Source organism: Amycolatopsis thailandensis (assembly GCF_002234405.1).
GTDB classification, from domain to species: Bacteria; Actinomycetota; Actinomycetes; order Mycobacteriales; family Pseudonocardiaceae; genus Amycolatopsis; species Amycolatopsis thailandensis.
In genome coordinates this window covers 41,455-59,018 of record NZ_NMQT01000043.1, presented here as the reverse complement: position 1 = coordinate 59,018, position 17,564 = coordinate 41,455, and the positions used below count along the sequence as shown (strand labels likewise).

Genomic DNA, 17,564 nt, shown 5'->3' with positions numbered 1-17,564 from the left:
GCGTCGACGACGCGACCGGTCAGGCGTGTCCGTCCCCTCAGGTGTATCCCTGTTCGGTACAGGTCCGCACCCACCGGCACCTCGCAGTGCACAGGCCGCTTGCCTACTGAGAACATGTCAAACACGGGGACCGTCCTCCTCATCGTGTGTCGGTCTCCTATGCCTCTGGCCTGGGGTTGCGCCCCCAGGCCAGAGGTGCTCGAACGTCAACAGGAGTGATTGTCAACGTCTATGTGCAGCATATACTGTCCGAAAGTGTCTCGCTTAGTCAATATGCTGCACATAGCGTGTGCGGAGGGCCACTGTCACGTCCATGGCGGGCACCTAAGGAGTAGTCGAGATGGGAAGTGACCTCCGGCGAGCGGTTGCCGATGAGCTGCGGCGGGCGATCGGGGTCGGCGAGCTTCCTCCCGGAGCCACCTTGCCTACAGCTGAGGACCTGGCGGCGACATGGAACACAAGCCGATGGCTGATCACGAATGTCTACAACGATCTCCAGGACGAAGGCCTTGTGCGCGTCGTGAAGCGCGTGGGCACGATCGTGATCGATCAGCGACGCGAGAATCTGCCCAGGTCATCGATGGTTTCACGCGACGTTTCCGGCTACGTCTTCGAGTCGACCCCCTGGAAACAGTTGGGGGAGATTGAGCTCAGAAGGGCGCCCGTCCGCACAACCATGGCAGACCTGCTCGACCTCAAACTCGGCGACGAGGTTGTGAGCAGGAAACAGGTCCTCGGATTGGCAGCAGATCGCTCAGCCGGCCGCACACAACCCGATCCGATGCAGATTGTGACGAGCACGCTCCCCAACTGGATCGTCGCGCAACTACCAGTTCTGGCCGAGTCCACTACCGCACCCGGCAGTGTGCTCGATCGGATCGAGGAGTCTTTTGGCGGCCCGCTGACGTGGACCAATCTTGTTGGCGCGGAACGCGCGAATCGAGTCGAGGCTCACTGTCTGAACGTGCGGGCGGGATCCCCTGTCCTCCACGTTCACACGACCACCAGGCTGCGCGACGGCAGACCAGTCGAGGTGACGACCCGCACCGTCAGCGGCGACCGCCTACGGCTTGGCCCAACTCCTCTCCCCCGCGGCGAATCCGCTGTCTGGCCACCACCCTCTGCGCCGTAACCCCAGCTCAGAGGTTCGACTCGCTGCAGCCTCCCAACGGCGAAGGCAACTCGGCGATCCACCAGCTGTGAAGGACTGACGAGTTTCCTGCCCGGCGGACCAGCATGTTGAAAGAGCGACCCGGAGCAAGCTGAGACCGACGTTCAAAAGCACGCACGCGAGACTAAACGCCCACTGAGAGGCACAAACCGGCACGTTTCGCATCGATGCCACTGGGCGTCCAAGCGCGTGCTTGAACGCTTAGCCGCAGGTGCGAGCGGGTTTGACCCGCAAGACCATCGCTTGCGACCGCGTGCCTCAGACAGCGCATGGAGCGCCCCCAGGTACCGTCGATGGCAGCTCCTGGCGCCGACTCCGCTCACTCCAAACGATGCGGTCGCAGTCAAGCCTCGAGTTCGGATAGTTTGGCAGCCGGTGCGCCAAGACCGGCCAAGACCCATGAGGGGTTGCCCAATTCGAGATCGCATCGGTTAGCGCCAGAGGAGGCTCAAGCGTGACGTCGTACGGGTCGCGAAGAACGGCGGGTCCACATTCTGCTGGGAGCACCGGTTGGGTCGACGCGTTGAGCAAGTACAACGCCAGGATGGACCGCGCACGGAAGAGCTCCACCACCGCGGCCACGGCACCTGACTCCGACGTTGAAGTCGCCGCTGATCTACAAGCGTTGATGCCGCACCTGACGGCAACCATGCTTCAGCGCTTGGCCGTGCGGATTTCCTCTGCGCGCTGACTAGACGCGGTTAGGCCTTGTCTGCGCCGACGGGCGAGTCGTCGTCACCTTCGGGCAACGGTTCAAGAAAGACCGGTCCGACGCTTGAAGGTGACCGCTCGCGTTCCACCGGTACGATGCCTGAATCGTCAGAGCCATCGAGGTATCGTTGACGTGTATCAAGTAGCCGAGCTATCAGGGCGGGCGGCTCGGCACTCGGTGCTCGAAGAAGCTGTTTCGCTTCAGCTAACGGCAGATCCTGTTCGATGAGGGCCGAGTACAGGTCCAATTGAGCCCTGACGTACTCACGCAGCCTAGGATCATTGTCAACCAGCACAGCTCCGGAGACCTCGAAAAAAGCCGCGATACCTTGGATCAGACCCAGCGGCGGGTTGGCACCGCCTTTGCGCAGTTTTGAGACATAGGCGTCGCTGACCCCCAGCGCTGCTGCGAGTTCTGTAGCTCTCCACTTACGGTGGCGGCCGTCACGCCCTAGTTCGACGGGATGCCTGACGTGCTCAAAGAGCATGTCGAGGCCCTCCATAAAGGGGTCAGACACGTCTAGGTCTGGCTGCACGTCGCACTCCACTACTAGCTGAGGCGGCCAACGAACTGCGATGAACACGTTAGCACCGCATAGTTAACTGTCATGCAACTTCACCCAACGACGCCCTCGGTGCCTCCACAGGTTGCCGAACATTCGCGAGATGTTGAGGAAGGCGAGGCGCAGCTCGCGCTTGCCGAAGACGCCTCCGTCCGTCGGCCCCGGTGAAGACGGTGAACCTCAGGCTTAATATTCGAGCTCTGCGCCTTCGACCTGCACTAGTGAGCGCGCCCTCAGCCAGACTGCGGCAGCGCATCGCTTGAGACCATGAAGTGACCAACGGCGGAGAACACCGTCGACTGAGCATCGCGTAGCCGCCGCCAGTCCTCGAACGTCTCACCGCCGGCGATGGTCCGGAGTGCTCAAGCCACCAGTTCGCGCCTTAACGCGAGCCAGGCTACCCATCGATGACGAGCGTCGACGGGTAGCTCCTTTATCCTCTCCCGCCTGATGGCGCGCCGAGCGGCGCAGTCTGAAGCTGACAGCGACCGCCACCATCGTTGTTGCTGCAGAACTGCATGCGCTTTCCTGCTGGTTGAGCTGGAGAGAAGGCGGAAGTGTCGCTGCCTGGTCTCAAGGTGAGCTCGCCACATCGACCGCTCAGCGGCGTGCTGCTTGCGTAAGCGGTCACGACTGGCGTCCCCCTGCACGCCGCGGTAGGGGGCGTACCGCCCAGTGGGGGAATCAGCCTGCGCGGCGATCCAATCAAGATCGACTTTCAACGCGGGAGTTGGGAGCCAGGCGTCGCAGTCCTCGGCCTGGCCGTCGTAGCGATGCGTTTGCTCAATGAGGCCAAGAGCCTGCGCTGCGTTACGCGCACGCCGAATTGTCTTCGGATCGAGCCCTGCTTGTTCGGACCACGCGCGAACAGATATAGATCCTTCGCGGGCCACAATCGCCCGCGCCAATACTCGAAGTGCGATGCATAGCGTCTTCACCCGAACACCACCGAGCAAGCGCCCCGTGAGCGACGCGGCAGCCAAGGCCACCTCGGCAAGCCGATCCGCCGTCGCCTCTACGCGCGACTCTCCAAAAAGAGCAAGCGCAAGCTGTCCGCCGCCCGGCCGGCTGCGAACCGGCCCCCGCTCAGTTCGTGTCCGCCGCGGCCTTGAGCATCGCGCTTCCTCCACTGCTGGCTGCCAACGTGAGCGAACCCAGCCGTCGTAACCCAGATGAGCGGCCTGTTCTGGCGACGCTGTTCGAAAGTTGTTCCAAGCAACTGAAACATCGACGTGTCGTTCAGCGTCCACGGTGGTTACCGCAGGTGCCCAAACCCAACGGCGCCAAGCAATCAGGCCGATCTCCACCGCTTTGGTGCCTGGCTGACGAGCAGCGTCCCAAGCTTGGCTGGATGTCCATCTTGCACGGATCCGCGCAAGCGTTTCCCCGAACTCCATTTCAGATCGGCTCTGAGCACGTTCAGGAGAAGCACGGCGTCTGATCATGGTTCGGGGTTTGCCTTCACGTACCTTTTCGACGATGACCGGCTCAGTTCCCAGCGCACGCTCGAGGTCGTCCAGGCCGATCGCAGTCAAGTTTCCCGACACAGCGGTCGCCTTGATACCAGATCGGTGAGGTGCGCTGAGCGGACGGAGTGTCGTTCTGACCGTGGCCGAAACCGAGTGATGGTGAGCGAGCGATCGAACAACGCCTCTGAAGTCGTTCCGGAGATTGTCTGGTACGTGAACTACGAGATGCTGGTGACCTGGGCGTCCCGATGCTCGCCTCATCCATGCGAGACCTAGCCGCTCGCACCACAACTCGATCAACCCAGCGATCGCTTCGCCAGATTCGGGTTCGGCCGCTGTGTCGGTCGGGTCGATATCAACTGCTAGCAGCGAGTTCCGGAGAGTACCCACGAACGTAGCCACCGTAACGTCGCGCGTCACAGACTCACGTGCGATCTCAAGCGATGGCGTCGAACGGACAGCCGTGTTGTCGTGCGCAATCAGGATGTACGGACCGGTGAAGGCAATCTCGTCAAACTTTTCGGGTTCACAGGTGTCCGAACCTGTCCCCCACACTCCACTACCCGTGAGTACAGAGACGTCTGCTATCAACCTGGACCCTTACGTAGTCGGCAAGATTCGAGGGGCGCGGACCTGCTCCACAGGTCAAGCCAGGTACAGAACCCTGGGTTTGACGTCTCCGTCCGACTGCCCGGAGACGCCTACCGCCAGTGGACCAGCCTGATTCCAGCAGCAGAACCGCCATGTCAAGGGACTGAACACCGCCACCCTGAGGTGTGACCCAGTACATCGCTCAACGCGACCCATGTCAACTCAAAGTTGCCTGACAGTTGACTAGTTCGCAAGTAGTACTACTCTGGCGAGCAGCAGAGTTAACTGTCAAGCAACTTCCACCAGCACTGGTGCAGCCGGGGATGCGCCAGGAGCGACAACTGCACGACAACGCGGCACAGCCAGCACCATCCACGTAGCTGACACTCCTCCAGCGCAGGAGTCACACCGAACTGCGGATGCTTGCTATCGCCATGGCCCACACCCAAAGGAGAGGCGCACCGCCACACGACTCGTAGGCGGTCGCCTCCGATCCTAGTACCCCTGAACTACGGAGCGGCGATGCCCGAGACAGACAAGCCGGATTCACTGTGGTCTCCTGAACACCTATCCGATTACCTCCGCATTCCTGTCAAGACATTGGCAAGATGGCGCAGACGCGGGACCGGACCTCCCTTTACAAGGATGGGACGACACGTCCGCTACCAGAGAGGCGAGGTCGACACCTGGCTCGACCTGAAGAAAAACAGCACAGCGACTGAGACGAAGGGGACATGAAGGGACACGTCCAAGACCGTTGGTATCGCGACCGCGAGGATTCCGACGGAAACCTGATTCTAGGAAAGAACAAGCGACCACTCCGAGAGAAGACAGACCTCTACGGGGTGGGGCTTCGCTACAAGGCCCGATACTACGATGCGACCGGGAGAGAACGATCAAAATCCTTCGCCGACAAGGAGAAGGAGAAGGCGGATAACTTCCTCATCGCCATGCAGCACGATGTCCTTGCAGGACGTTTCATCGACATCAAGGCCGGCGAGATGTCGCTCTTGGAGTATGGCGAGATCTGGAAAAAGGGCCAGTCGCAAGATGGCGCGACCCAACAAATGCTCACCCGACGCATGAAGAAGAGGATCTACCCAATTTTAGGAAGATACTCTCTGAAAGAAATATCCACAGATCGCATCCGCGATTGGCTTGATTGGCTAAAGAAAGAGGGCCTGAAGGGATCTTATAGGGCAGGATTGTTCGATATTGTATCCGCGATACTAGAATCCGCAAAGGCCGATAAGCGAATTTCGGACAATCCTTGCAAGGCAAAGAGCGTCAAGCGCCCCCAGAAAGATCGAGCAAAAATTCGACCATGGACCGAACGGAAGGTTCACGCCGTCGAAGAAGCGCTGCCCGAAAGTTACAAGATCATCGTCCCGCTGGGCGCAGGCGCAGCATTGCGACAGATGGAAATCTTTGGCCTCAGCCCCGATGACATCGACCGAGACGAGATGGAGCTGCACATTGAGCGACAGATCAAATGGATTGGAAGTACGCCAGTGTTCGCACTTCCGAAGGGGAAAAAGACTCGAACGATTCCCATCGGCGAAGGCGTCCTCGATGAACTCGATGCATACATGGAGCGGTTCGAACCACAAGCCGTAACACTGCCCTGGGAAGATCCAGACGGCGACCCCATCACGGTCAACCTCCTAATAGATCGTCGACAAGACGACATGAACACCCGGTCGTGGGGGAACTGCAACGTCTGGTGGGGAGGAAAGTTCACCCAGGTTGTCTGGAAGCCTGCGCTCGGCGCGGCAGGCTTCCAGATCAACAAGAACCGTGACGGGATGCACGCCCTCCGTCACTTCTGCGCCTCCACCTGGCTCGCAAACGGCGTCACAATCCGTGAGGTCGCGGAGTACCTGGGGCACAGCGACCCTGGTTACACACTGAGGATCTACACGCATTTGGTACCGTCCAGTCACCGGCGTGCACGCGCAGCCACGAACACGATTTTTGTTCCGAAGCTTGCGGCCGCAGCCTAAGACGGCCTGACGACGGCCTACAACCCTTCTCAACCCCGAATCCCCTGGTCACAGCCTCGCCAGCAAAGTGGTACGACTACTTCGTCTTCGGGATCGCGGCCGCCCTGGTGTTCGGGAAGACCTTCTTCCCCACCACCAACGCCGCGGCCGGCGTCCTCGCCTCGTTCGCCACCTTCGCGGTCGGGTTCCTCGCCCGGCCGCTCGGCGGGATCATCGCGGGCAGCCTCGGCGACAAACGCGGCCGGAAACCCGTGCTGGTGCTGGCGATCGCGGTGATGGGCGTGGCGACCACGCTGATCGGCGTGCTTCCCACCTACGACACGATCGGCATCGCCGCGCCGATCCTCCTGGTGCTGCTGCGGCTCGTGCAGGGTGTCGCGGTCGGCGCGCAGTGGGGTGGCGCGATGCTGCTCGCCACCGAGTACGCGCCGCCCGGCAAACGCGGGCTCTACGGCAGCCTCGTCCAGCTCGGCGTCCCGATCGGCGTGGTGCTGGCGAACACCGTGTTCCTGATCGCCGCGCAGGTCGCCCCGCCGTCGGACTTCCTCACCTGGGCGTGGCGGATCCCGTTCCTGGTCGGCATCCTCGTGCTCGGGCTGGCCTGGTACATGCACGTCAAGATCGACGAGACGCCGGAATACCGTCGTGCGGAAGCGAAACTCTCCGCCGAGGAACGCGGCCGCGCCAAGTCGCCGCTGCGGGACGTCCTGCGCCACCACAAGGGCACCGTCCTGCTGGCAGGCGGTTCGTTCATGGTCAACACCGCCACCTTCTACATCCTGCTCAACGGCGTCCTCGACTACGCCACCCGTCACCTGGGCATGTCGCGGACCACCGTGCTCGTCGCGACCCTGCTGATCAGCACGCTGCAGCTGGCGATCATCCCGCTGTCGGCGAAACTGTCCGACCGGATCGGCAGGCTCAAGATCTACACCTTCGGCGCCGCCGGTATCGCGCTCTGGGCGATCCCGATGTTCCTGCTGATCGACACGGCTTCGCTGCCGCTGTTCGTGGTCGCCTCGTTCGTCGGGTCGCTGTTCCTCGGCATCATGTACGGCCCGCAGGCGGCACTGTTCGCGGAGCTGTTCACCGCCGAGATGCGCTACACCGGCGCGTCTCTCGGCTACCAGATCAGCGCGGTCGTCGGCGGCGGGCTCGCGCCGTTCATCATGGTGCTGCTGCTGGAATCCACCGGGACCTCGATGTCGGTCTCGCTCTACATCATCGTGCTGGCACTGATCTCGCTCGGCTCGATCGGCCTGCTGGCCAAGCGCGCCGCACAGTCCACTTCGGACTCACTCGACCGCTCGCGCGAAGCGGTCGGCGACCAGCCTTAGCCGATCCTTGACCTCGTCCGGTGCCTCCTCCACCACGAAGTCGACGTCCCAATGGGCGAGGTAGTAGGGCATCACGGAAAGGTCGTTGGAGCCGACCCTGACCCGGCAGGTGCGCTCGTCGATGGCTTCGATCGTCCCGGCGGTCGGCGCCACGTGCTCGGCGAGCGCTTCCGCCGAGGCGTGCACCCGCAGCACCAGCTGGTACGGATACGGCGACGACGTGATCCCGCGGGAAACGTAGGCCGCGAGGTCTTCGGCGGGCGGTTCCCTCGGTGTGAAGCGGAAACTGGTGTCCGGGACGCCGTCGATCCGGTCGAGGCGGAAGGTCCGCCAAGCGTCGCGGTCGAGGTCGAACGCGATGAGGTACCAGCGACGTCCGGTGTGCACCAGGCGCAGCGGCTCGACGCGGCGCTCGCCGAGGTCGCCGTTGTAGCCGCTGTAGCCGAACCGGAGCCGCTGATGGTCGCGGCACGCGGACGCGATGACCGTCAGCGCCTCCGCGTCGACGATCGGGCCGGCGCCGCCGAGCGGGATCATCGCGGTGTTCAGCGCCGCGACCCGGTGCCGCAGCCGGGCGGGCAGCACCTGCTCCAGTTTCGTGAGCGCGCGGACCGAGGTCTCCTCGATCCCCGAGACCGTCCCGTTCGCGGCCGTGCGGAGCCCGACGGCGACCGCGACGGCCTCGTCGTCGTCCAGCAGCAGCGGCGGCAGCGCGGCCCCCGCACCGAGCCGGTAGCCGCCCGCGACGCCGGGGGTGGCGTGCACCGGGTAGCCCAGCTCCCGCAGCCGCTCGACGTCGCGCCGGACCGTGCGGACGTCCACCTGAAGCCGGTCCGCCAGGTCCGCGCCCGGCCAGTCACGCCGCGCCTGGAGCAGGGAGAGCAGCCTCAGCAGCCGTGCCGACGTGCCCGTGGTCATCGGTTCGCTCGCTTCATGGGGACGAGTGTGGCAGAGATCGAGGACAGATCCGGTCCGCATTGACCTCGTGAGTGGCTAGGACGGTTAGAACCGTCCTAGCCACTCACGAGGCCGTAAGGTGACTCGCGTGATCGATCCCGCGCATCTGCTGTCCGTCGCCCGCGAAGAGGCCGAACTCGGCAAGGCCGAGGGCGGGGTCCCGATCGGCGCCGCGCTCTTCGACACCGACGGCGTCCTGCTCGGCCGCGGCCACAACCGCCGCGTCCAGGACGGCGACCCGTCGATGCACGCCGAGACCTCGGCGTTCCGGAACGCGGGCAGGCGGCCGCACTACCGGGACACCATCATGGTCACCACGCTCTCCCCCTGCTGGTACTGCAGCGGGCTGGTACGTCAGTTCGGCATCAGCCGGGTGATCATCGGCGAGGCCGCCACGTTCGAGGGCGGGCACGGCTGGCTCGAGGAGCACGGCGTCGAGATCACCCTGCTCGACGACCCGGCGTGCACCGCGCTGATGACCGGGTTCGTCCGCGACCATCCGGAACTGTGGTTCGAGGACATCGGGGTCCCTGCCGAGGGCTAGGGCTCCTCGGTCTCGAAGACGACGGTCCGGTTGCGCCCGGCCGCCTTGGCCGCGCGCAGCGCCTGATCCGCCGCGCCGACGAGCCTGTCGAGCGTCTCGCCGCCGGCGGGATGCGACGAGACCCCGATCGAGACGGTCGCCCCGGCGAACGTCCCACCCAGTGAGACGAACGTCGACGCTATCCGCTGCCGGATCCGTTCGGCGATCGCGTGCGCGTCGAACCTGCTCGTGCCGGGCAGCAGGACGACGAATTCCTCGCCGCCGAACCGGCCGACCAGGTCCGCCGCCCGGACCTCCGCGCGCAAAGTGTCCGCCACGGCGCGAAGGACGTCGTCACCGACGTGCCTGCCGTGCCGGTCGTTGAGCCGGGCGAAATGGTCGAGGTCGAGCATCAGCAGCGAAAGATCGGCGCCACGGCCGCGCAGCAGATCGAATTGGGTGCGCGCACCGTCCATCCAGGACGACGCCGTCAGCAGGCCGGTCCCGGCGTCCGTATCCGCGTGACCGCGCAAAGCCCGCATCGTCCCGGCCCGGTGCAGCACCACGAGCGCCCCGGCGAGTACCACGGTGACGAGCGGCCAGTCCACCGCCGACCACGCGAGCAGCAATCCGAACGCGACCATCGCCGCGTCGAAAGCGAATCCCGACGGCTCGGCCCCGAATTCCGCCGCCGGCGCGGCCAACGCGGCGTCGACGGACAAGAAGACCAGCCCGGTCGCGAAAACCAGGGCGAAACTTTCGAAATCCCTTGTCGCGTCGGCGAACGGCGGCGCACCCAGCAGTACCGGGAGGATCGAGGCACCCAGCGCCGACAACATGGTCGCGGACGCCGCGAACACCTGGCGATGCGGGATTCCACGCCGGATCCGGAACCAGCGGTATCCCGCCGAAGCGACGACGAGGACCGCGGCCGGCGCGGGCGGCAACAGCAACGCGCCCGCGAAGATCCAGGCGGAGTCGAGTCCGGCACCGAGCCGGGTGTCGGCGCGGGACCGCTCGACGGTCCGCGAAAGCTCCGAACTGAGGATCATTCCGGCCAGCAGAGCGGAAAACGGGAGCAAGGACGACGGCGCGGGCGGCCGCAACACGAAGAGATAGGCAGTGGCGGCGAAGGCGGCGGCGTCGACGAGGAGCAGGTACCCGATGAGGCCCCGCCTGGGTAGTTCCCACAGGCTCCAGGACCCCAGCAGTCGACGTGGCGCGGCGAGCCGGTCTCTCCGGCCGCGGCTTCCGGTCGCCATCAGGGAGTCCCCCACCATTTCGGCAAAGTAGCCGGTTCCGGCGGTGGTGTCGATCCTCTTTCCGGGTCATGACCCCCCTACTAAGGTCGGTCGTTTCCGCCCGGAATCCTGGTGAATTCTTGACAGTCCTCAATGGTCTAGTCCACTGTGAGTGAGCACACAGTGACCTCCCGGTTGATACGCCGCGTCAAGACGGAGGTGCTCCACACCTGCGCGCCTCACCGCGCGCGTACCAGTTGGAGGACCTATGAAATCCCTACGACGCTGGGCAACACTGGCCACCACCGTCGGCGCCGCTCTCGCCACGGCCGTCGGCCTCGCCCCCGTCGCCTCGGCGGCCCCGGACGCGGTGCTCGCCTCGCCGTATCTGTACCAGTGGTCGGGACAGACGGACCCGATCGCCGCGATGAACGCCACCGGGGTCAAGGCCTTCACCCTCGCGTTCATCCTCTCCGACGGCGGCTGCAACCCGAAATGGGACGGCAGCCGTTCGCTCACCGGCTCCGACGCCACGATGATCAACAACATCCGGGCCAAGGGCGGCGACGTCATCCCGTCGTTCGGCGGCTGGTCCGGCACGAAGCTCGGCCCGAAGTGCTCCACCCCCGCGGCACTCGCCGGCGCGTACCAGAAGGTCATCGACGCCTACAAACTCAAGGCGATCGACCTCGACATCGAGAACACCGACGAATTCGAGAACTACACCGTCCAGGACCGGATCCTGAACGCCGTCAAGATCACGAAGCAGAAGAACCCCGGCCTGCGCGTGGTCATCACCATCCCGACCGAGGTCGGCGGCCCCAACGCCACCGGAAAGCGGCTGATCAACCAGTCGAAGGTGCTCGGCGCGGGCGTCGACGCGTGGTCGGTCATGCCGTTCGACTTCTCCAGCGGCGGTGACATGGCCGGCAAGACCCGCAGTGCGGTGGACGGGCTGAAGAACGTCGTGAAGTCCACCTTCGGCCTGAGCGACGACGCGGCGTACCGGCGCAGCGGGCTCTCGTCGATGAACGGGAAGACCGACGTGGCGGGCGAGACCGTCAGCGTCGCCGACTTCCGCGCGATCCGCGACTACGCGGCGAGCAAACATCTCGCCCGGCTGTCGTTCTGGGCGGTGAACCGCGACTGCAACAACTGCGCGGGGATCTCGCAGGGCAAGTACGACTACACCAAGATCGTGGCGGGTTACACCGGCTGACTTCCGTTCCCCACCGGTGTCAGCGCTTCGCGAATCCTCCTTTCGCGAAGTACGTGAAGGCCTCCTTCCCTACTCTCAAGGTAGGGAAGGAGGCCTTCACGGCTTACCGGCCCGAAGCCTCAGCGACCGCAGTCCGGTTTGGTGTCCAGCGGCCGTCCCCGCGACCACACGAGGTCGACCGGATGCACCGAACCGTCCGCGTCGATGGACAGGATCGGCAGCGCCTTGTCGAGCTGGTTCCCCGTCACCTGGTCGAACGCGACGAACCCGGTGGCACCGGGCACCGCGGAGTTGCAGTCGATGGTGCGCACCATGTCCGGCATCGAGACCGGATCCGCCGACACGTTCCGCGTCGCGGCCTCGACCGCCGCCGCGACGGCGTCGTGTTCGATCATCGCGGCGCCGTCCCACAGCTCCCCCTTGGGAAAACCGTGGGTGCCGGTGAATTCGGCGACGAAGTTGTCGTAGTTCTTCTTGTACGTCGGATAGGCCGGATCGGCGGTGAACATATCCCACTGGTCGGGATAGGCCAGCGCCGTGTAGCGAAGGCGGACACCGATGTCCTTGTTCAGTTCCAAGGGATTCCCGGCGAGCGTGCTCGCGTCGTCACCGGTCATCACGGTCAGGGAATCGAGCCCTTCGCAAGCGCCGTCGCCCGCCAACGCCGCCACGAGGGCGCCGAGATCGAGCCCGCGGCCCGCGAAGTAGATCAGGTCGGGTTTCGCTCCGCAGATGTCGTTGTGCCAGCTCCTGAACAGCCCCCGCAGATACGCCTCACGTGAGGTGTCGGCGAGCGGTTTGGGGGTGTAGGCCTTGGTGAAGAGCACCGGCACCTTCGACGAGCTCTTGAAGGCCTCGGCGAGCGTCGTCGCGTAGGTGTCCTCCTTGCTGTTGCCCTGGATCATCATCACCCGCTGGAAACCGTGCGTGGCGATGTACCCGGCCGCGGCGCGGGCCTCGTCGGTGTTGGTCGGGCCCACCCGGAAGAAGTTCTCGGTCCGCGCGCCCTTCAGATCGGTGTTCATGTTGTCCGCGGTGACCGTCGCGCCGATCGTGGCGATGCCGCGCGCGGACAGTTCGGCCACCAGGGCCCGGCTGTTCTCCGAACTGACGCCGACATCGGTGACCGCCACGACCCGCTGGGCGGCGGCCGCGGCGATGATCTCGTCGGCGACGACGCGCCAATGGTCGGCATTGCTCCCGTAGTTGGCCAGCAGCAGCTTGAACCCCGCGGGCCCGTTCTTCGGCCAAGCGGCGGTGATCGCACCCTGGACCTCGCGCCGCACGAACGGGAACGGCTGGCTGTCGACCTTCCGATCGGGCGTCAGGTTCTCCAGCACCACGATGGTCCTGAAGTTGTCGCCCGCCGCGTCGTTACGGCCCTTGACGAGCTTTTCGAGCGGGCCGAGCGGATCGTCTTCCCGCATCGGGCCGGAGTCGAGGTTCAGCCCGACGCACACGTACGACGAGCCGACCGAATCCTCGTCCGCGTCCACCGCGTGCAACCCCGCACCGCAGGACTCCCAGGGTCTGATGCCGGTCAGCGCGGCGGCCGCCAGCAGGACCACGACGACGATCAGCAACGCCCGATGGCGGCGCGCCCAGCCGCGGGGCCGCACCGGCGGGCCGGTCGCCGCGCGATCACGGGCCTCGGACATACGTGTTCTCAACGAATCGAGCCAGGACATGACGGGTTTCCGTTCAGGTTCAGGGGAATTCGCCGCGACGGGCGGCTTCTTTTGCCGAGACGAGAGCGCCGACGTCGGGCTGGTGCGACGTCGTGGCCAGCGCGGCGAAGGCGTTCGCGATCACCTGGTGCTGGGCCTGCCCGCGGACGGCGAAGGGACTGGCGGTCAGCCGGCCCGCCGCGATGAGCCGGGCGACGTTGTTCCGGATCTCGGAACGGCCGGTGGGACACCACGCGTTGTCCAGGTTCACCAGTTCGTCGTACAGCTCCGCGTGGTCCCGTTCGGGCGGCAGGTCGTCCGGCGCGTTCAGGACCAGCTCGAGTTTCGCGATCCATTCCGCGTGCGGGATCCGGTTGAACTCGCGCTCGAAGAAGGTGACCACCTCACCGATGTCACCCAGCGCGAGATTGCAGTAGGCCAGGCGCACCGGGTCCTGCGCGGTGTCCGGATCGTCGCGCAGGGCCGTGAACTGGTCGGTGTAGGTCGGCCCGTCACCGTGGCCCCGCCGGGCGAGCGCGGACACCAGATTCGCGGCGATCCACGGATGCAGGGCGGCCTGGTCCTCCGTGGTGCCCGCCGAGTTCTTCGCCGTCACCCACAACGAGGTGCGGAGCTCGGTCAGGATCCGCCCGACGTGCGGCTGGTCGATCCGGCTCTGCGCGGCGTCCGGGATCAGCCAGGGCGCGGTCGCGAACGGGGCCGCGGTCACGAAGTCGTCGAGCTGGACGTCGTCGAGGTGCTCGGTCAACCCGAGCCCGGCGAGCCTGCGGTAGCAGGGATCCTGCCCGCCACGAGGGTCGGTGGTGAGCAGGTCGCGGTCACCCTCGCGCACATCGCTCGCCCGCAGGCGTTCCGCGAGTTGCTCGACCGCCGACGGCAGTCCGCCGGTCGCCCGGTGCGCGAGCGTGACCTTCGGGGTCCGCGCGCCGGAATCGAGGACGCGCGCGATGCGCCCGATCGGCTGGGGCGAGATCCGGACGGGGTAGTAGGGCGAATCGAGCGCGCCGTTGCCCGGGTTCGCCCAGTCGTCGTACGAGGCCTCCTCGCAGTCCACCATCGACCGGACGGCGGGCGGGGCGCCGGACGTGGGTTTCCACGGCGCCAGCCAGGCGGTGCCCCACTCGTCGTGCCAACGACCGCTGGTCGCGATGACCAGCAGCGCGTCGTGGGCGTCGCGATCGTTCGGATGCTGGACGGCGTAGCGTTCCCGCGCGGCGACCAGGTCGGCGAGGAACTCGGTCCCGCCGGCGTGGTCGACGTCGTCGAGGACCACCACCCAGTTGTGCCAGTGCCTGCGCTGCTGCGAGACATCGCAGGCGCAGGGGCTTTTCTCCTCCGGTCTGGCCAGCCGTGGATGGCTCTCCCGGACGTCGCCGAGGAAGGCCGCCATCAGCCATTCGGTGACCGCCTTGCCGTCACGGGCGCTGCCGTGGGCGAGCCGGTTGAGTTCGAGCAGCGCGTCGAACGGGGACCGCCCCTCCGCGTTGGGGAAGTCGGCCAGCGACCGCAGCGCCTTTCCGAGCCTCGGCCGGATGTTCCGGACCAGATGCGGGAACGACTGACGGAACAGATCCGCGTACGGAGGTTCGACGAGTCCGGTCACCTTCGCCGTTTCGGTCAGCGTGTCGAGCGCTTTGTCCAGCGCCGGCGTCCAGATGATTCCGTGAAAGCTGTTGATCAGCGACCTCAGTTGCGCCAGATCCTCGTCACGATTTCGGCCGGGTAGCTCCGCCTGGACCGCGATCAACGCAATGGTGAAGCGAACGAACTGCGGTTTCGGCCGATTTCGCCATTTACTCGACAATCCGTAGGCCAGTTTTGCGAGCACGTCGATCGTGCCCGCTCTGCCGCCTTGCCCGAAATCGAATCCGGCGTGCACGACACCCCAGCCCAGGTCGCGACGGATCGCTTCCAGTGCCGTGGTCTTCCCCGAACCCACCGGCCCGAGCAGCAGCGTCACCGGCTGTCGGCGGGACGGATTCCCCGTCTCGCGGTTGATCAGCATTCTCCGGGCGAGCTGCACCGCGGGAGAATGTCGGTCCACACTCATTGTTCCTGTTCAGCCCCTAGCTGTGCTCCGGGAGGGAATGGAGAGTGCGAACCATCGTAGGTACCCGGCCGAGCCCGAGGGACAGGAATAATGACACCAGACACGAAAGGACGAAATCTGGTGTGAATCGTAATTTTCGTTCGACGGTGAGCGATACCGTCGATCACCCGATCGGCGCTACCCGCCCCATTGCGGGTGGCGGCCGCCCCCGGGATATCCGCCGTAATACCAGTCGTAGTACCAATCGTGGTCACGGTGACCGGCACGCGGATCGGGCCGTTCTCCAGGCGTCGGCGTGGGCGTGGGGGACGGCGTTTCCGAGCCGTGCAGCGACGCGGTCATCGGCGGCGGGGGTGCGACACTGCCGCCCGGCGGTCCCGACGGGACGGGCGGGGGCATCGCGTCGTCCGGGACCTCGATCGCCTGCGGGGCGATGGTCAGCGACGGCGGCGGGAGCGGCATCCCGGGGGTGACCTCGGCCGGGTCCGCCGGGGTGAGCAGTACGGCGAGCAGTCCACCGACGACGACGCCACCGGCCGAAAGCGCCGAAATCCGCCAGAGCTTCCCGCTACCGGGGACGACGGCGATCGGAGCCCGGTGCTTCGGCCCGCGCGGTCCCGGGCGACGCGGTACGGCTCCGGCCGCCCGCATCAACTCGCTCAGGGCGTCCCCACCGGCTTCACGGCGAGCCGTCCGTGCCATCGGCACCTCCAAACCCCGGTCCGCCGATCGACGCGGCGGCCTCAACCCGGGGTGGATCCTAGGAACGCGGGAGGCGCTTGTAAACGGCCGTCGTCCACTACGGACAGACGGTGCGGCGAAAGGTCGCGCGGCAGCGGTGACCGCGATCGCGTGTCGTCCGTTCCATCACGCGTGTCGTCCATCTGATCACACGTGCCGTCCATCCGATCACGGGTGATCGCCATGATGCGCACGTGCTCGGACGGCGCGGATACGTGACTGGAGGGACGACACACGTGATCAGGCGGACGACACGTGTGACTGGGCGGACGACTCGTGGGTGGGTCAGGCGGCGGCGGTGACCGCGATCGCGGCCTCGCCCGCCTCGGTCAGTTCGGCGGGCACCCGGCCGGTCACCGCGGAGAGCCCGGTGGACCCGGCGGGACGGATGTAGCCGCCGTGGGCCAGGGCGTGCGCGGTCATCTGGTCGCAACAGGCGAACCCGTCGATGAAGAGGTCGGGCTCGCAGCTGCACGACATCTCGGCACGGCGGGCCGCGACCGCTCGCAGCATCGCCATCGCTCGATGGGACAGTTCGACCTCTGAACCGGACACCGGACTGGACCTCTCTCGATCAGCTACCCGAATCAGCAGCACTTACACCGTGTTATCGGCCGCTGCTCCATCAGTGTTAACAAGATCTCAGACGTTCTCGGGATTATCCAGGTTCCGTTCGATCTTCTGGCTTTTTGCCACTGCCAGTGTGGGCTCCAGGACCCGCGCCCACTGGGCGACGATCTGCTTGCGGCGCTTCGTGTCGTCGGTCAGCAGATTCGCCAGGCCCAGGCCGCGGGCAAGATCGAGAGTGGCCTGGACCAGCTCGCGGACACCGGGGTGCGACTCGTCGACGCCGAGCAGTTCGACGGTTACTCGGTGTGCCTCCCGGCCGACCCGGGCTTCCAGCGGCACGAGGGTCGCGCGCAGGGCTTCATCGGTCGACGCCGCGACCCACAGATGGAGAGCGGCGCGGAACATCGGCCCGCTGTAGAGGTTGAGCACCATGTCGACGGCCCGTTCGATCCGGGACCGCCCGGACGGCAGCTCGGCCGCGCGGGCGCGCAGTTCCACGATCTGGATCTCGCCGACGTGCTCGACCGCGGCCGCGACCAGGTCCTCCCTGGTCGGGAAGTGGTGCTGGGCGGCGCCACGCGAGACCCCGGCGCGTTCGGCGATCACCGCGACCGTGGTCCCGTTCCAGCCCAGCTCCCCGATCGTCTCGACGGCGGCCTCGACCAGCCGCCGCCGAGTCGTCCGGCTTCGCTCCTGCTGTGGTTCGCGGATCATCGCCGCTCTTCGTCGA

14 protein-coding genes are annotated in these 17,564 nt (G+C 65.8%); 6 read left to right on the top strand and 8 right to left on the bottom strand.

The genetic code is table 11. The features are described 5' to 3' along the window. The first annotated feature begins 340 nt into the window (after positions 1-340). Entirely contained in the window at positions 341-1,132 is a 792-nt protein-coding gene (locus CFP71_RS13330; RefSeq protein WP_093934165.1) for a GntR family transcriptional regulator, read from the top strand. Between the two features lie 740 nt (positions 1,133-1,872). Here the strand turns inward: CFP71_RS13330 and CFP71_RS13325 are convergent. Further along, positions 1,873-2,466, bottom strand: a complete 594-nt coding sequence (locus CFP71_RS13325) for a helix-turn-helix domain-containing protein (RefSeq protein ID WP_143267077.1) — start codon at positions 2,464-2,466, stop codon at positions 1,873-1,875. 2,561 nt (positions 2,467-5,027) lie between these two features. Between CFP71_RS13325 and CFP71_RS13320 the strand changes: the two genes are divergently transcribed. The 3 genes from CFP71_RS13320 to CFP71_RS13310 are packed head-to-tail and all read left to right on the top strand — an operon-like array spanning position 5,028 to position 7,845. Beyond that, a complete protein-coding gene (locus CFP71_RS13320; protein ID WP_093934163.1) occupies positions 5,028-5,243 on the top strand; it encodes a helix-turn-helix domain-containing protein in 216 nt (71 codons plus the stop codon). Further along, complete coding sequence (locus CFP71_RS13315) at positions 5,240-6,508, top strand: tyrosine-type recombinase/integrase (RefSeq protein WP_093934162.1); 1,269 nt, start codon at positions 5,240-5,242, stop codon at positions 6,506-6,508. The genes CFP71_RS13320 and CFP71_RS13315 overlap by 4 nt, the downstream gene beginning before the upstream one ends. A gap of 44 nt (positions 6,509-6,552) precedes the next feature. Continuing rightward, positions 6,553-7,845: an MFS transporter gene (locus tag CFP71_RS13310; RefSeq protein WP_208635950.1), complete on the top strand. Its 1,293-nt coding sequence runs from the start codon at positions 6,553-6,555 to the stop codon at positions 7,843-7,845. Here CFP71_RS13310 and CFP71_RS13305 read toward each other — a convergent pair. Further along, complete coding sequence (locus CFP71_RS13305; protein ID WP_093934161.1) at positions 7,804-8,763, bottom strand: helix-turn-helix transcriptional regulator; 960 nt, start codon at positions 8,761-8,763, stop codon at positions 7,804-7,806. The genes CFP71_RS13310 and CFP71_RS13305 overlap by 42 nt on opposite strands. A gap of 118 nt (positions 8,764-8,881) precedes the next feature. Between CFP71_RS13305 and CFP71_RS13300 the strand changes: the two genes are divergently transcribed. Beyond that, positions 8,882-9,346 carry a nucleoside deaminase gene (locus CFP71_RS13300; protein ID WP_208635946.1) on the top strand — a complete coding sequence of 155 codons (465 nt, stop codon included), beginning with the start codon at positions 8,882-8,884 and terminating at the stop codon, positions 9,344-9,346. Here CFP71_RS13300 and CFP71_RS13295 read toward each other — a convergent pair. Then, on the bottom strand, positions 9,343-10,605 hold the full coding sequence (locus tag CFP71_RS13295; RefSeq protein WP_244199660.1) for a GGDEF domain-containing protein: 1,263 nt from the start codon (positions 10,603-10,605) through the stop codon (positions 9,343-9,345). The genes CFP71_RS13300 and CFP71_RS13295 overlap by 4 nt on opposite strands. Before the next feature lie 229 nt (positions 10,606-10,834). Between CFP71_RS13295 and CFP71_RS13290 the strand changes: the two genes are divergently transcribed. Beyond that, positions 10,835-11,785, top strand: a complete 951-nt coding sequence (locus CFP71_RS13290) for a chitinase (protein WP_093934158.1) — start codon at positions 10,835-10,837, stop codon at positions 11,783-11,785. A 119-nt stretch (positions 11,786-11,904) separates the two neighbouring features. Here CFP71_RS13290 and CFP71_RS13285 read toward each other — a convergent pair whose 3' ends face one another. The 5 genes from CFP71_RS13285 to CFP71_RS13265 all read right to left on the bottom strand — a co-directional run bounded on the left by CFP71_RS13285 (position 11,905) and on the right by CFP71_RS13265 (position 17,548). Further along, positions 11,905-13,443, bottom strand: a complete 1,539-nt coding sequence (locus CFP71_RS13285; RefSeq protein WP_093934157.1) for a type 1 periplasmic-binding domain-containing protein — start codon at positions 13,441-13,443, stop codon at positions 11,905-11,907. Between the two features lie 49 nt (positions 13,444-13,492). Beyond that, the gene (locus CFP71_RS13280; RefSeq protein WP_244199659.1) at positions 13,493-15,523 is read right to left on the bottom strand and encodes a CobW-like GTP-binding protein; all 2,031 of its coding nucleotides are present in this window, start codon (positions 15,521-15,523) and stop codon (positions 13,493-13,495) included. A 177-nt stretch (positions 15,524-15,700) separates the two neighbouring features. Next, positions 15,701-16,225 (bottom strand): hypothetical protein, encoded by a 525-nt coding sequence (locus CFP71_RS13275; protein WP_244199658.1) that lies wholly within the window; start codon positions 16,223-16,225, stop codon positions 15,701-15,703. Between the two features lie 324 nt (positions 16,226-16,549). Then, positions 16,550-16,819, bottom strand: coding sequence for a hypothetical protein (locus CFP71_RS13270; RefSeq protein ID WP_093934156.1), 270 nt, complete (start codon positions 16,817-16,819; stop codon positions 16,550-16,552). Positions 16,820-16,906: 87 nt separating this feature from the next. Further along, the gene (locus CFP71_RS13265; protein WP_093934155.1) at positions 16,907-17,548 is read right to left on the bottom strand and encodes a TetR/AcrR family transcriptional regulator; all 642 of its coding nucleotides are present in this window, start codon (positions 17,546-17,548) and stop codon (positions 16,907-16,909) included. Positions 17,549-17,564: the final 16 nt, after the last annotated feature.

Bases quoted from the DNA above. Each gene is read 5' to 3' on its own strand.
- CFP71_RS13295 (WP_244199660.1), bottom strand. From the start codon at position 10,605: ATGGTGGGGGACTCCCTGATGGCGACCGGAAGCCGCGGCCGGAGAGAC.
- CFP71_RS13285 (WP_093934157.1), bottom strand. From the start codon at position 13,443: ATGTCCGAGGCCCGTGATCGCGCGGCGACCGGCCCGCCGGTGCGGCCC.
- CFP71_RS13320 (WP_093934163.1), top strand. From the start codon at position 5,028: ATGCCCGAGACAGACAAGCCGGATTCACTGTGGTCTCCTGAACACCTA.
- CFP71_RS13280 (WP_244199659.1), bottom strand. From the start codon at position 15,523: ATGAGTGTGGACCGACATTCTCCCGCGGTGCAGCTCGCCCGGAGAATG.
- CFP71_RS13290 (WP_093934158.1), top strand. From the start codon at position 10,835: ATGAAATCCCTACGACGCTGGGCAACACTGGCCACCACCGTCGGCGCC.
- CFP71_RS13305 (WP_093934161.1), bottom strand. From the start codon at position 8,763: ATGACCACGGGCACGTCGGCACGGCTGCTGAGGCTGCTCTCCCTGCTC.
- CFP71_RS13315 (WP_093934162.1), top strand. From the start codon at position 5,240: ATGAAGGGACACGTCCAAGACCGTTGGTATCGCGACCGCGAGGATTCC.
- CFP71_RS13330 (WP_093934165.1), top strand. From the start codon at position 341: ATGGGAAGTGACCTCCGGCGAGCGGTTGCCGATGAGCTGCGGCGGGCG.
- CFP71_RS13265 (WP_093934155.1), bottom strand. From the start codon at position 17,548: ATGATCCGCGAACCACAGCAGGAGCGAAGCCGGACGACTCGGCGGCGG.
- CFP71_RS13275 (WP_244199658.1), bottom strand. From the start codon at position 16,225: ATGGCACGGACGGCTCGCCGTGAAGCCGGTGGGGACGCCCTGAGCGAG.